Raw genomic sequence first — 14,797 nt, forward strand, 5'->3', positions numbered from 1 at the left:
GCGGCGCGGGCCGCGGAGGCGGCGCGGCCACCGAGGGGCCAGGCTGGTCCGCCAGACTCATACTGACCAGCGTAGACGGCGACGGAGGGGACGGGAACGTGACCGACGGGGCCGAAGAGGCGTTCAGGACCACCGACAGGCCAGTGCCGCCCTACGCGGCGAGGGAGGCCGCCGTGGGCAATCCCGACGGGCCTGGTTACGCCGGTCTCGCGACGTTCTGCGGCCGGCCGTGGCTGGAGTCCGAGGCGGAGCTGCTCGCCCGCCGCCCCGACGTCGCGGTCGTCGGCGCCCCCTTCGACGTCGCCACGACGCATCGGCCGGGCGCCAGGTTCGGCCCGCGCGCGCTGCGCGCCTCGGCCTACGACCCCGGCACCTACCACCTCGACCTCGGCATCGAGATCTTCGACTGGCTCGACGTGGTGGACGCGGGCGACGCGCACTGCCCGCACGGCCTGACCGAGGCGTCCCACGCCAACATCCGCGCGAAGGTCCACGAGGTCGCCCGGGCCGGCGTCTTCCCACTGGTGCTCGGCGGCGACCACTCGATCACCTGGCCGGCGGCGACGGCCGTCGCGGAGGCGGTCGGTTGGGGCGAGGTCGGCCTGCTGCACTTCGACGCGCACGCCGACACGGCCGACATCATCGACGGCAACCTGGCCTCGCACGGCACCCCGATGCGCCGGCTGATCGAGTCCGGCGCGATCCGCGGCCGTAACTTCGTCCAGGTCGGGCTGCGCGGCTACTGGCCGCCGCCTGACGTGTTCGCGTGGATGCGCGAGAACGGCCTGCGCTGGCACCTGATGCACGAGGTCTGGGACCGCGGTTCGCGCGCCGTCATCGCCGACGCGATCGCCGAGGCGGTGGACGGCTGCAAGGCGCTGTACCTGTCGGTCGACATCGACGTCCTCGACCCCGGGTTCGCGCCCGGCACCGGCACTCCGGAGCCCGGCGGGATGAACCCGGCCGATCTGCTGCGGGCCGTCCGCCAGATCGCCCTGGACACGCCGCTCGTCGCCGCCGACATCGTCGAGGTCTCCCCGCCCTTCGACCACGCCGACACCACCGTCAACAGCGCCCACCGCATCGCGATGGAGGTCTTCGCCGCCCTCGCCCACCGCCGCCGCACCGCCGCCGGAGGCACCCCGGACCTGCCGGGAACGGCCCCCTGACCTGTGAGCCCTGACCCGTGAGCCCTGACCCGTGAGCCGTGATCCCTGACCGTGGCCCGTGAGCCGTGGCCCGTGACCCCGGCATTCGCCCGCGTCCGCGTGCGGCCGCGCGCTCGTCCTGTCCGACGTCACGGGAAATCGTGTCAGACGTCAGAGCCACCACCAGCGGCGTTTCGTAGCTCTGACGTCTGACAAGACGTCAGGATCACCCAGGTGTCGCGGGGCGACACGCGGGAGACGCGGTCAGCCGGTCGGCGGGGAAGGGCGGCGGCCCAGGGCGTAGCAGGTGATGGCCGCGGTGGCGGCGACGTTGAGGGAGTCGACGCCGGCGGCCATCGGGATGCGTATCCGGTGGCTGGCGGCGGCCTGCGCGGCGGCGGACAGGCCTTCGCCCTCGGTGCCGAGCAGGACGGCGACGCGAGCGTCGGGCGCGAGGCGCAGCGCCGAGAGGTCGGTGGCGTCGGCCGCCGGGGTGAGGGCGAGCAGCTCGAAGCCGCGCTCCGTGAGCGTGGCCAGGCTCGCCGGCCAGGGGTCGAGACGGGCGTAGGGCACCGCGAAGACCTCGCCCATCGAGACCCGCACCGACCGCCGGTACAGCGGGTCGGCGCAGCGCGGACTGAGCAGTACGGCGTCCATCCCGAGGCCGGCGGCCGACCGGAAGACCGCCCCCAGGTTGGTGTGCGAGACCAGGTCCTCGAGGACAAGAACGCGCAGGGCCCACGAAAGCAACTCGGCGGCGTCACGGGCAGGATGACGCGCCATCGCCGCGAGCGCGCCGCGATGCACCTCGAAGCCCGTGATCTCGGCGAGCACCTCCGGCCCGGCGAGGTAGACGGGAACGTCCGGGCCGATCTCGGCGGGGACGGCGCCGAGCCGAGCCGGCGACACCAGGACCGACCGTGGCTGGTAGCCAGCGCCCAGCGCACGCCGGATCACCCGCTCGCCCTCGGCGATGAACATGCCCTCCGCCGGCTCCCTGAGGCGACGCAGGGTGACGTCGGTCAGGGCGACGTAGTCGGTCACGCGCGGGTCGGCCGGGTCGTCGACCGGCACCACCGTCAGTGGGGCGGGCGATCCTGACGGACCCGGCGGGGTAACGGGACCCGCCGAGGTGACCGGACCCGCCGGGATCGCCGGGATCGCCGGGATCGCCGGGGTAGCCGGGGTGGCCGGATCTGGTGGAGTGGCCCCCGGGCGCCGGCTGTTTGCCGTCATGTAGATGTAACCCCTGACCAGCAGAATCGGCCCTCATGACCGCGCACCCAGACTCCCCCTCGCCTGCCGCCCCGAACGGCCAGCCGGTCGACCTGCTGGTGGCCGGAGCCGAGCTGGTCGCGACCGTCGACACCGAGCGCCGCGAGCTGCCCGGCGGCTGGGTGGCGATCACCGACGGGCTGGTGAGCGGCGTCGGCGCGGCCGGTGACGAGCCGCCGCCGGCGAGGCGTGTGCTGCGCGCCGACGGCTGTCTGGTCACCCCGGGGTTGGTCAACACCCATCATCACATCTACCAGAACCTCACCAGGGCCTTCGCCCCGGCGCTGCACGGCACTCTCTTCCAGTGGCTGACCACCCTCTACCCGCTGTGGTCGCGCCTCGACGAGGAGGCGGTGCATGTCTCCGCGTATGTCGGGCTCACCGAGCTCGCCCTCGGCGGCTGTACGACAACCACGGACCACCTCTACGTGCACCCGAAGGGTGGCGGTGACCTGATCTCGGCGGAGATCACCGCCGCCCGCGAGCTGGGCATGCRCTTCCACCCGACGCGCGGCTCGATGTCGCTGTCGAAGAAGGACGGCGGGCTGCCGCCGGACTCCGTCGTCCAGGACGCGGACGAGATCCTCGCCGAGTCGGCGCGGCTGGTCGCGGCGCATCACGACCCGGCGCACGGCGCGATGGTGCGGATCGCGCTCGCCCCCTGCTCCCCGTTCTCGGTGAGCCCCGAGCTGATGACGGCGACGGCCGAGCTGGCGGAGCGGCTCGACGTCCGGCTGCACACCCACCTGGCCGAGGATCCGGAGGAGGACGAGTACTGCCTCTCGGTCTACGGCCGCCGGCCCATCGACCACTTCGCCGAGGTCGGCTGGGGAGGCGACCGCGCCTGGGTCGCGCACTGCGTCTGCCCGAACGAGGAGGAGATCGCCCGGCTCGGCGCCTGGGGCACCGGGGTGGCGCACTGCCCGAGCAGCAACATGATTCTCGGTGGTGGCCTCGCCCCGGTCCGCGAGTTCCGCGCCGCCGGCGTGCCGGTGGGCCTGGGCTGTGACGGGTCTAGCTCGGCGGACTCGGCGTCGCTCTGGATGGAGGCCCGTAACGCGATGCTGCTCGGCCGGCTGCGGCACGGCGCGGCGTCGATGTCCGCGCGGGACGCGCTCGAGATCGCGACGAGGGGCGGCGCGGGCTGCCTGGGGCGGGTCGGCGAGATCGGCGAGCTGTCGGTCGGCGCCGTCGGCGACCTGGTCGTCTGGCCGCTGACCGGGGTCGCGTTCGCCGGTGCCCTGTCGGACCCGGTCGAGGCGTGGCTGCGTTGCGGTCCGGTGGCCGCCCGGCACACGGTCGTCGCGGGCAGGCTGGTCGTCGAGGACGGTACGCCGACCCACCCGGCGCTCGCCGAGATGCTGGCCCGCCACCGAACGATCGCCGCCGGCATGCAGGCGGCCGTCGAGGACGCGGGCCCCGCTCCGGCCGCCGCGACGCGAACCTGATGGCGCGACGCGAACCTTGATGGCGCGACGCGCGCCTGATGGGCGGCCCAGGTCCGGCCGAGAGACACCGCGAGGCCGCACCATCGTCGCTGGCGCGCCTCCTTCGGTCGGCCCACCTCGTACGGCCTGGGCGGGACCGGCCCTTCGTACGACCAGGGCGGGAGACGTGAGCATGGCCTGTGGTGGCGAAGACGCCGGTCTTCGCCACCACAGGCCATGCCCGGATGAGATCTTTCTAGCCGCGGAGGCACCGCGATGGAGCAGAGCACGACGGCGAACCCTGAAGGCACAAGGGGCCCAACGGGCACAGGGGGCATGAGAGGCACAGCGAGCATGGGAGACGCGGCGGCCATGGGAGACACGGCGGCCATGGGAGACACGGCGGGCGCGGGAGACGCGGCGAGCACGGGACCGCTCGACCTGGCCGAGGCGCTGGACCTGCTGCCGAAGGTGGAGCTGCACTGCCACGTCGAGGGCACGATGCGGCCGGGAACGGTTCTCGAGCTGGCTCGCCGGCACGGACTGGCGCTACCGACGGAGAACCTGGACGAGCTGTACTCCTACACCTCGCTGAACGAGTTCCTGTCGATCTTCTGGCTCGTGCAGTCGACGCTGGGCGGACGCGACGACTGGGCCCGGCTTGGGTACGAAAGCGTGGTCGACGCCGCCGCGCACGGCCGGGTCTACGCGGAGATGTTCTTCACCCCCGCCCGGCACCTGGACACCGGACAGCGGCTCGCCGACATCGTCTCGGGCCTGGCCGACGGGATCGCCGCCGCCGAGGCGGAGACCGGCGCGCGGGCGATGCTCATCGCGGACATCGACCGGGCGTTCGGCCCCGCGCCCGGGCTGCAGATGGTGACCGAGCTGGGCGAGCTACGCCGATCAGGCTCGCCGGGCATCGAACGGGTTCTCGGCGTCGGGATGGACTCCACCGAGCTGGGCGTCGACCCGAAGTCATTCACCAAGGCGTACCGGGCCGCGGCCGGCTTCGGCTTCCGGTTGACCGGTCATCAGGGCGAGAACTCGCCAGCCTCGGCCATCGCCGAGGTCATCGACGTCCTCGGCGCCGAACGCATCGACCACGGGCTCTCGCTGGTCGACGACCCGGAGCTGGTACGCCGGTTCGCCGCCGAACGGATCCCACTCACCGTCTGCCCGAACTCCAACATCCGGATCGCCAACGCGTTCCCCGCGCTCGCTCAGCATCCCTACCCGGCGATGCGCGCCGCCGGCCTGCTGGCCACCCTCAACACCGACGACCCGGCGATGACGGACCTGGACCTCGGCTACGAGTACGCCTCCGTCGCCGAGGCCTTCGACTACACCTTCGACGACATGGTCACCATCGCCCTCGACGGCGTCGACGCCACCTGGCTCGCCGACGACGCCAAGCACGCCCTGCGCACCCGCGTCACCGCCGAGGCCGCCGCACTGGCGACACGGATGGACTGATCGGCTGACGGCGCCTCGTAGCGCACCGCGCGCCACCAGGCAGGCACCGCCAGGCGCCACCGGGCAGGCGCCAGCAGACGTGAGACAACGGCGCACCGACCTGAACACGACGTGCGCGGGTAGGGGCTCAACGTCGCCGTCCTGGCTGGAAGCAGGCCGGGAAGCGGCGTAACGTCGCGTCGCTCGTCCCATATGTCCGCCTCGCGTGCCGACGCGGGCCTGGCGCCGGCTGGAGACCCACCGCGATGCACGAACGTCCCCGCGCGCGCAGGCGCCATGCCCAGACGCGGATCTTCGGGCCGCGCGCAGCCGCCGTACCGACCACGACCACGCGGGGCCGCCGAGGGCTGAGCCTCCTGTGTGGACTGACCGCGCTCTGCGTCGCGATGGTCGCCGCCTGCTCGGCGACCTCCATCGATCAGGACAACTCCGCGCTCACGCCACTGGCCGCGACGGCCGATGAGAGCGCCTCCCCGACGGCCAGCACCGACCTGCCCCTGACGACTCCGGGGGACGGCCTTCCCGCCGTAGCCCCGACCGCGACGACACCCACCGACAAGCCCGCGGCTGGGTTCACTCCCCCCGTACGGCCCGGCGCCCCGGCGTCGTCCGCTCCCAGTGCCCGTGCTGGTGCCGGTCCCGCTGCCGCGGCGGCGGCCGGACCGGGAGCGAAAACTCGGCCGACCGTGACCCTGGCCTACGTACGAGGCGGAACCATCACGATCCGAGCCAGCGGGAATACCGGCGGCCCGCCGCCAAGCGGCACGGTCACCGTCACCGACGGGGAGTCCCTCTCCGACGTCTACACCGTGGCGCTCGCATCGGGCCAGGGCGGCATATCCACAGCAAGTGTCCACGTCGCGAAGCGGGACCACGTGATCTGGGCGGACTACGCGGGCGACGACCGGTACACGCCGACGCGCTCGGCCACCCTGAGACAGCCCCTCTACGCGGTGTCCATCACCGTCGGCCCGATTCCCGACCAACCCAGGCGAGGGCAGCCGTTCACCATCACCGCCCAGGTGAGTCCGACCGGGCCAGGCCCCGCGCTGGTCGGCCGGGTGTCCTTCCAGTTCGAAGGCCGGCGCGTCGCGGAGCCAGTCGGGAACGGATCCGTCCAGGCGAGCCTGGTCGTGACAGGAAACGGCGGAATCGTAACGGTCACGTATGACGACGACGACCTCTACCGGGGCCCCCTGACTACCACCGACAGCATCGTGCCCTTCGCCTTTGACACCGACCCCAGCACACTTCCCACCGCCGCCCCCGCCCCCGGCACCAACCCCTGACCAGACCGACACCTCACCCGGAGCGCGTCCGACACCAGCTGGGCACAGCTTCGGCGCTGCTGGGAAAGGATTCTCGGCTCCAGTAGGAGGGCTGGTGAGCCGGGTCATCGGTGGCCGTGCCCGCGTGTACCGCCCCGCGGGGCGGTACACGAGGCATCAGATGAACATATGGGGGCTTTCTGTCACCGTTGGGTGATGACCCACAGCATCGAGATTCGTGCTCTCGAGCGGGGTGAGTGAGCCCTACTACGCGAGTTGCGCATCCGGACGCTCAGGCCGGACCCCGGCGCATTCGCCTCCACCACCGTCCGCGAGCGCGTCAGGACGAGGTCCGGCTGGCAGAAAAAGACCGACCTTTCGACCTGGCTCGTCGCCAACATGTCCGGCAACCCGGTCGGGCTGGTCTGCGGCAGCATCTCACACGACGCCGCCGACGAACGTGACCTCACGAGCCTGTGGGTCTCGTCGCCCTGGCGCGGTATTGGTGTAGCCCGTCGCCTCGTCGAAGAGGGCATCGCTCGGGCCTACTAGGACAAGACGAGCGCTGTCTCCTTGTGGGTCTTCATCAAGAGCCGCCCGGCCATCGATTTCTACAGGCACCTCGGCTTCGCCTCGACGGGCGCGTCCAAAGGTGTAAGGACCAGTCTCGGCCTGATATCCCGGATATCGTCATCAAGAAACAGCATGGAACGCCAGCCCGCCGCGGCGCCGGCGAGCAGTCCCAGATTTCTCTTCGTACTCAGGTCACCGAGATCCGACGGCGCCGGGCCGCGCACCGCCGATGTCGCCAGCCCGTCGAACAGCATGCCGTGGTAGCCCGCGCTCAGGTCGACCACGGTGGCGCTCAGGCCGGGCACCTCAGCCGCGAGCCCGAGGACCTCGGCAGCCTTCGCCCGACCGCTGCAGAACACCAGCAACGTGGCACCAACCTGCGTCGCGAGCTCCATCGCTGGAATCAGATTGTAGGCGGGGYGGGATGCGGGAACGACGATAGCGTCGAGCCGGTGAGCCTTCCCCGGGCGGCACCAGCGCAGCAACTCCCGATGTGATGTCCAGTGAGTGACGTCCGATGAATGCGCTGCGATTCCCATGCCAGAGGACTCCTCAGGTTCGCGCTCCGCAATCAAACCGACCTCCTTGGTACGGCTGCTGTACCTGATTCGCACACTGGCGGACTAACCAGTGCAACACGCAGCCACCAGCGGGCTTCGATCAGAGCAAACTTTCAGGCGGGTTCCGAACGGTCGCGAAATATCCCTTCCCACCGTCGTCTCACTTGACCGTCATCCTCGCGATCGATCCAGCTGAATACACCACGAACAGGAAACACTATTCCAAGGTCTGTAAACGCAAGCCGCATCCACCACTCACCGACAAGAAGCATATATGCGTGCGCCTCATAATTCTGGACTAGGTCCGAGAATTTCTCGACTATCCTTGAGGCGTCCGGCGCATTGCCACTCACGCAATGCTGGAGCCATTCGACAAGCAAAGGATCGGCACAATCTGAATTATAACCCGATTCCTCGATCTCAGTGAAGCTTCTCCTGGCTTCTTCCAGAACCCTCTCCGCCGACGCGCTTCCGACCATCGACAGGGCGAGGCGTGCTCTAGAGCGCCCAATTGACACCGCGTTTCCAAAGCGCTCGCTCATTTCCATGGACGATCTCGCCAATTGTCGACCACGGGACGGGTCGAAGAAGCTTGCCGCCCAGGCTTCGTCAATGAGCATCTCAGCTGCACTGGCAGCCAATCCGCGTTGCTCGGCATGATCGCGAGCAACATGAAACTCGGTCTCTGCCTCCTCGAATCGGCCGCTGGCGAGCAGGATATGACCTTTCAAGTTCCGTGAGAACCGAAACAAATCTTCGTCTGGATGAGGAAGATTTATCCATCGCGCCGCCTCATCGAAACGTCCTCGACGCTCATTCAAGACCGCCAACCAAGAAGCGGCCCGATCACTCAGCGATCCTTGCGATTGCGCGATAGGCGTCAGCTTTTGCTCGGCCTCGCTGTCTCGGTTTTCTCGGACCATCACCTCGGCGAGCATGAGATCGATCCGTTCACGCGCGTAGATATCAAGCGTTTCGTGAGATACCGCTTCTCTCATCAAGGATTCGACACTACGAGCCCCATGGGTGCGTCGTCTTCCCAATGGAGCTGACCCGATGCGGCCACGAAAGCAGCCTTCTCGGCTTCTCTATTCGTGAAGACATCATGAGCCGTAACGGCAGACGAGGCGGGAATACTGAACAACCGCTCAAGATCCATCGTATACTCCTCCGGCTGGGCGCCCAGATCAGTCTAGCCTGATTGGGTAGCGACCTCACCGGAACCATCGAAATTGAGGTCGAGTCTCGCGCGCGGTGAAGACACGCATCTACCGTATCGACACCACCCTCGAGGGAACAAGGGTGGTCGGCTAGATCGCCATCGCGCCGGAACCGGCCAAAAACGAGGCGACGAGGAGGAGACGCGATGGACCAATTTGGCCAATCCAACCCTCAGCGCCTCGTGAATCGCCAACTGTGGCTTCCCAGCAAGCACGAAACCTGCGCTCTACCATGCTCGGGCGTGATGAGACCATCAGTTTTGGACTCGGCACGAAGCAGCGTCTCAATGCCCGCTATCGACCGCCGAGCCTCGCGACAACGGCGCGATCGAGGTCCGCGGTGGCAAGGCCCGCGTCGTCCAGCAGCCCGGCGTCCAACGCCCGCAGCACATGTCCAGCCAAGGCTCGCGCCGTCGCCGGCTCGTCCGCGACCGCCCCCGCGGACCGGGCCTCCGCGTAGGCGGCGAGCCGGGCGAGCGCGGTGGGCAGGCCCGCCAGCAGGTTGACGGCCACGGCCGCGTGCCGGCTCACGAGCTGGGCGGGGTGCAGGTCCCAGCCCTGGTAGATGCCGCGTCGCCAGGCGCGGGTGACGAGCCCCGCGTGCCGGCGCCAGGCCGCGCGCACGACGTCGGTCGACCCGACGGGCAGCAGGTTGGACGAGCCGTCGGCGACACGGATCCCGGTGCCGGCGGTCACCAGCTGCATGAGCGTCGTGGCGTGTTCGACGGCCGGGTGGTCGCTGGCCTGGTGTTCGGCGGCGATCCCGAGCGCCGCCGAGTAGTCGTAGGTTCCCACGTGCAGGCCGGTCACCCGACCGAAGCCGGCCTCCACCAGCGCGGGCAGCGCGAGCACCGCCGCCGGGGTCTCGATCTGCAGCTCGACGGCCGGCGGGTTCAGGTCGATCCGGGGCACCAGCTCGTCGAGCACGGCCAGGAAGACGCCGACCTGCTCCGGCGCGCTCACCTTCGGCAGAGTGATCACCAGGCCTGGCGGGCCGCCGTCGTCACCGGCGAGCGCGGTGAGGAACAGGTCGAGGCTGCGCAGCCCGCGGTCGCGCACCGCCGGGTCGAGCGACTTGGGCCGCAGTCCGTAGCTGGCCGGCAGGGCCCCGGCCTCCGAGGCCATCCGCAGCGCCTCGGCCGCGGCGATGGCGTGCTCGTCCTCCACGTCGTCCGTGCGGATGCCGTAGCCGTCCTCAAGGTCGACGCGGAGGTCCTGGATGGGGTCGAGAGACAGGACGCGCCGCACGTGGGCGTACACGCGCTCGGCCAGCTCCGGGTCCAGCTCGCCCGTCCGCCTGGCCACGCCGTCCATCCCCGCGCCGAGACCGGTGGCCTCCGCCAGACCGGTCGCCTTGGCGAGGTCGGCGGGCGAGGGCGCGTGCTCCGCGAGCGCCTCACGGGCGCACTCACCCCACTCGAGCACGACGTCGGGATGAAGCCGCTCGGCCGACACGTAGCAGGTGTGTACCGGCTGACGCGTGCCGGGCTCACCCGGGTGGCGCGCCGCGAGCGCCGCGTCCACCGGCGCGAGCGGCGCCGTCAGCCGGGTGAGCAGATGTTCCGACAGCGTGGGCACACCCCCAGTGTGGACGTTGACCGGAAGCGGCGCTGCGCGTCAGCTGTCCCGGTAACTGCGCGTCAGCTGCCCCGGTAAGAGGAGAGGCCGTAAGGGGCGAGCAGCAGCGGGACGTGCAGGTGGACGGCCGGGTCGTCGATCACGAAGGTGATGGTCACCTCGGGGAAGAAGGCCGAGCGCTCCGCCGTGTCGAAGACCAGCCGCCATCGTCCGGCCGCGTCCGCGGGCAGCGACGCGATCCGGCCGTCGTCGTCCGTCGTGGCCTCGGCGACGAGCCTCCAGCCCTTGGACTGACCGTCGAAGCCAAGAATGATCTTCTCCAGCCGGACGGCGACCCCGGCCGCGGGGCAGCCGGCGCCGGTGTCGAGGACGTGCGTGGACAGCGACATCGGGGCCTCACGACTCGTGGGCGGGCAGGGACCACGTGGCACCTGAGTGGTACCGGCCGGTAGCGAGAACGACGGCTGGCGCCCGACAGAGGAGAGAACGCCGGCCGGGCCGGATCCGCCACCCGACGCCGCTGCCGACCGTACCTGACCTGCGGGTTGGAACTCCTGTCCCGGCGGGCGCACGATCCGGCCGTCTCACCCCGACCAACGGCCCGACCGGCGAGAACGTTGCCAGGCGAACAATCGGGCGGCTGCCGTCACCATTTGACCACCAAGCGTCTACTATCCGCCGTTGAGCGCGTCCGGCCGGATCGGCGGACGCGCTCTGGGGGAAGCGGGTTGGGGGTGAACCGGACGGCTCCGACGGAAGCGGGTCGATGCAAGCAGGAATGGTGCGATTTGTCGGTCGTGGACCCGAGCTCGATCAACTTCATGAGCAATACGCGGTGGCGGTCTCAGTCGGCATGCGCTGTGTCGTCCTCGAAGGCCAAGCCGGCATCGGCAAGACCACTTTGCTCGACCGGTTCCTCACCGATCTGGCGGCCGATGCCCCGCCGTCCGGATTTGGCGGCGCATCGCGCCCGAGAGCACTGGCTGACGGGCCGCCGCACGACAGCGCGCCTGGCAACCGGGCGTTCCGCGGTGGCCCCCACGGCCGCCCCCACGGCGGCCTGGCCGGTGACGCACGCCGCCAGCCGCGTCGACCGGGCGGCCGACGCCCAGCGAGCATCGTGCGGGTCGAAGCCACGCAGAGCGCGCGGACGCACGAGCTGGACCTCGCGAACCGGCTGATCGACGCACTCTCGGACGGCTCCCCCAGCGCATATCCGCCCGCCAAGGGCGTCCGTAACAGCCAGGCGGTGCTGGATATCGTGGATGTCGACCAGGTCAGGCGGACTGGCGACACACTCGTCGACGCCGTGACGCAGGCCTGTGGGCGCGGGCCGGTCGTCGTCCGGGTCGACGACGTGCACTGGTGCGACTCGTCCTCACTGCGCGCGCTCAAGTACCTGGTCCTGCACGCTCCCCGGCTGCCGCTGCTGCTCCTGCTGGCCGGCCGGCCGCACGAGTCGCCGTGGATCGACGGCGTCCGCCGCCTGGCCACCTCCCGCGGCGTCACGTTCGACCTGCCGGGATTCGACGTGGCCGAGCTCGCCGAGCTGTGCGCGGTGGCCGGCGTCGAGCCACCGCCACCCCGGCGGCTGCGCTCCCTCGTCGACGCCACCGACGGGAACCCGCTGTGGCTCACCAAGTTGATCACCCCGGGCGAGGGCGCCGCGATCGGCCCGGGCTGGGACGGCTACCAGGACCCCGTCAGCCAGGTTCCCGTGGGCACGCCACCCGCGCCGGAGCCACTCGCGGCGCTGGTGGCCCGTGACCTGCGCGCCTGCCCGCCGGCTGGGCGCCGGCTCGCCGCCACGGTCGCGGTGCTCGGCCGGACCGTCCCACTCGCGGAGGCCGCGGCCCTGGCGGGCCTGGCGGACCCGGCGCGGGCGCTGGACGAGGCGGTGCGACGCGACCTGGTCAGCACGGTCGGGACGCCGCCGCGGGTGGCGCCCCCGCACGCGCTGGTCCGCGCCGCGATCTACCACCGCCTCGACGTCGCCGAACGGACCGCGCTGCACCTGGCGGTCGCCGCCACCAGCTCCGACCTGGCGACGGCCCTGGAGCATCGGGCCGCCGCGGCGCTCGGCCCGGACGCCGGGCTCGCCGCGGAGCTCTCGGCCTGCGCGACCACCGAGTCGGCCGCCGGGCAGTTCGCCCGTTCCGGAGACCACCGCCTGCTGGCCGCCTCGCTCACCGCCGACCCGGCCGAGGCCAGGGCACTGCGCCTGGACGCGGCGATGGCGTTCATGCAGGCGGGCGAACGCGCCGACGCGGAGGCCGCCCTGGGCGACGACTCCGACGGCCCGCCCGGCGCGGGCGGCGCGGGCGGCGCGGGCGGCGCGGGCGGCGCGGGCGGCGCGGGCGGCGCGGGCGGCGCGGGCGGCGCGGGCGGCGAGCCCTCGCCACGGCGGCTGTACGTCCGGGCGCACCTCGACATGCTGGCCAACCGCGGGCCCGAGGCCGTCATGGGCTTCATGACCAGCTGGGAGGCCGCCCGCGCGGTCGGGGACGCCGAGACCGCCTCGCAGTGCGGGGTATGGCTCTCCCAGGCGCTCATCCCGGCCGGCTACTACGACGAGGCGACAAAATGGGCGCGGCGCGCCTTCGAGGAGGTCGGCGCGCCGTCCGCCATGCAGGCCGCGGGTCTCAGCATGTACGCCTCGGCGCTCGTGGCCGCGACTGGTGATCGCGAGCGCGCGATCGCCGAGCTGGACGCCGGCGAGCGGCGGCTGGAGCAGACACCGCAGCTGCGTGTCATGATCCGGATCGCCCGCGGCATCGTGCTGCTGTGGGCGGGTGACCTCGCCGGCGCGCTGGGCCAGCTTGACCCGTCCGCGTGGGCGGGCGTCGACTTCCTGCACGGGCGGTTCCTCGCCGCCGCCCACTACGCGGAGGCGGCCTTCCGCGCCGGGCGCTGGGAGGAGTCGGCCGCGAGCGGCCGTGAGATCGTCGCGCTGGCCGAGTCGGCCGGGCACGAGTGGATTCTGCCGTTCGTCTATCCCATCGCCGCGCTGGTGCCGGCGGCGCGTGGGGACGCCGCGACGGCCCGTCCGTTGCTGGCCAGGGCGGCCGACTACCTCCCCCAGGACCTGCCGGCGATGCGCGCCTACTACGCCACCGCGACCGCCCATCTCGCGGCCGCGCTGGACGACCCCGCGGGCGTCGTCGCGGCCTGCGCGCCCGTCTCGGCGCTGAGCAACCCGGCCGGCGCGCTCGCCCCCGGCGTCTTCGACTGGCGGGACCTGCACATCGAGGCGCTGATCCGGCTGCGCCGGCTCGACGACGCCGAGCGGGAGCTCGACCTGTTCGAGGCCGAGGCACGCGAGCGCGCGTCGCCGGACGGGAGCGCGCAGGCGCTGCGGGCGCGCGGCACGCTGCTGACCGCCCGCGGCCGGCTGGACGAGGCGGTCGTCGCGCTGGACGACGCCACGGCCCAGGCCGACCGGCTGGGCATGCGCCTGCCGGCGGCGCTCGCCCGGATGCGCGTCGCCGAGGTCCACCGCCGCAGGCGGCGGACGCCGCGGGCACACGAGGCGCTGACGGCCGCGCTGGAGATCCTCGACGGGCTGGGCGCGGCGACGTACGCGCGGCGCTGCCGCGACCTGCGCGAGTCGCTGCGCCGCCAGGCGTCGACCAGAGGCGGTGGCCGGCCGGCCACCGACACGGCTGGCACCATGGCGGGAACGGCCCTGGGCCGGGCTGGGCCGGGCCGGGCCGAGGTCACCGGGCGCCGCCAGGGCCTGACGGACCGAGAGCTGACGCTGCTGGCCAGGATCCTGCGCGGCGACGACTTCGAGGCGATCGCCAAGGAGCTGTACATCTCGAAGGGCCACGCCGAGAACGTCGCCCGGGAGCTGTACCGGATGCACGGCGTCACCTCCCGCGCCGAGCTGGCCGGCATCTACCTGGGGCTGCGCGATCCCGCCGATTTCCCGGTCTACCCGCTGCCTCCCCTGTCGCCACGCCAGGACGCGGCAGGGGAGCACCGGCCCGCGTCACCGCCGGGCGAAGGCCCCGACACTCCTACCGGCCGCTGACCAGCGCCGCCCGCCGCCCGCCGCGGGCGGCGGGCAGGTGACGCTGACGCGCGGCCGCGAAGGGAATCTGGACCCCGGGCGAATCCGAATACCCCGCGGCCCAGGCCGCCACCCCCCGTGTGATGCGACGGCCCGGGCCGCGGGGTTGGAGCGCCCGGAGGACTCATCCCCCCAGCGGCCTTCCGAGCGGCACCGAGGATGATGTTAGGCGGCCCGAAGAGCCCACTAACAGTAGAAAA

The 14,797-nt window shown here is 71.7% G+C and carries 11 protein-coding genes; 6 read left to right on the forward strand and 5 right to left on the reverse strand.

Annotated elements, in window-relative coordinates:
- Positions 1-98 precede the first annotated feature (98 nt).
- Positions 99-1,169 carry an agmatinase gene (speB, locus tag BL253_RS16445; RefSeq protein WP_420801676.1) on the forward strand — a complete coding sequence of 357 codons (1,071 nt, stop codon included), beginning with the start codon at positions 99-101 and terminating at the stop codon, positions 1,167-1,169.
- 243 nt (positions 1,170-1,412) lie between these two features.
- On the opposite strand, the gene BL253_RS16450 is transcribed toward speB, so the two are convergent.
- Positions 1,413-2,384 carry a TrmH family RNA methyltransferase gene (locus BL253_RS16450; protein ID WP_081438368.1) on the reverse strand — a complete coding sequence of 324 codons (972 nt, stop codon included), beginning with the start codon at positions 2,382-2,384 and terminating at the stop codon, positions 1,413-1,415.
- Positions 2,385-2,419: 35 nt separating this feature from the next.
- Here BL253_RS16450 and BL253_RS16455 point away from each other — a divergent pair, with 35 nt between their 5' ends.
- From BL253_RS16455 to BL253_RS16470, 4 genes are all read left to right on the forward strand, one after another.
- A complete protein-coding gene (locus BL253_RS16455) occupies positions 2,420-3,871 on the forward strand; it encodes an 8-oxoguanine deaminase (protein ID WP_076817860.1) in 1,452 nt (483 codons plus the stop codon).
- 369 nt (positions 3,872-4,240) lie between these two features.
- Positions 4,241-5,326: an adenosine deaminase gene (gene add, locus BL253_RS16460; protein ID WP_076817924.1), complete on the forward strand. Its 1,086-nt coding sequence runs from the start codon at positions 4,241-4,243 to the stop codon at positions 5,324-5,326.
- A 245-nt stretch (positions 5,327-5,571) separates the two neighbouring features.
- The gene (locus BL253_RS16465; RefSeq protein WP_131831502.1) at positions 5,572-6,615 is read left to right on the forward strand and encodes a hypothetical protein; all 1,044 of its coding nucleotides are present in this window, start codon (positions 5,572-5,574) and stop codon (positions 6,613-6,615) included.
- 255 nt (positions 6,616-6,870) lie between these two features.
- Positions 6,871-7,146: a GNAT family N-acetyltransferase gene (locus tag BL253_RS16470; protein ID WP_076817864.1), complete on the forward strand. Its 276-nt coding sequence runs from the start codon at positions 6,871-6,873 to the stop codon at positions 7,144-7,146.
- Positions 7,147-7,205: 59 nt separating this feature from the next.
- On the opposite strand, the gene BL253_RS16475 is transcribed toward BL253_RS16470, so the two are convergent.
- The 4 genes from BL253_RS16475 to uraH all read right to left on the reverse strand — a co-directional run bounded on the left by BL253_RS16475 (position 7,206) and on the right by uraH (position 10,914).
- On the reverse strand, positions 7,206-7,706 hold the full coding sequence (locus BL253_RS16475) for a hypothetical protein (RefSeq protein ID WP_131831503.1): 501 nt from the start codon (positions 7,704-7,706) through the stop codon (positions 7,206-7,208).
- Positions 7,707-7,840: 134 nt separating this feature from the next.
- Entirely contained in the window at positions 7,841-8,725 is an 885-nt protein-coding gene (locus BL253_RS16480; RefSeq protein WP_081438369.1) for a tetratricopeptide repeat protein, read from the reverse strand.
- Between the two features lie 516 nt (positions 8,726-9,241).
- Complete coding sequence (locus BL253_RS16485; RefSeq protein ID WP_076817869.1) at positions 9,242-10,525, reverse strand: DUF6986 family protein; 1,284 nt, start codon at positions 10,523-10,525, stop codon at positions 9,242-9,244.
- A gap of 62 nt (positions 10,526-10,587) precedes the next feature.
- Positions 10,588-10,914 carry a hydroxyisourate hydrolase gene (uraH, locus tag BL253_RS16490; protein WP_076817871.1) on the reverse strand — a complete coding sequence of 109 codons (327 nt, stop codon included), beginning with the start codon at positions 10,912-10,914 and terminating at the stop codon, positions 10,588-10,590.
- A gap of 389 nt (positions 10,915-11,303) precedes the next feature.
- On the opposite strand from uraH, the gene BL253_RS16495 reads away from it, so the two are divergent.
- On the forward strand, positions 11,304-14,558 hold the full coding sequence (locus BL253_RS16495; RefSeq protein WP_076817873.1) for an AAA family ATPase: 3,255 nt from the start codon (positions 11,304-11,306) through the stop codon (positions 14,556-14,558).
- Positions 14,559-14,797: the final 239 nt, after the last annotated feature.

The sequence above is a fragment of the Pseudofrankia asymbiotica genome (assembly GCF_001983105.1).
Classification (GTDB): Bacteria; Actinomycetota; Actinomycetes; order Frankiales; family Frankiaceae; genus Pseudofrankia; species Pseudofrankia asymbiotica.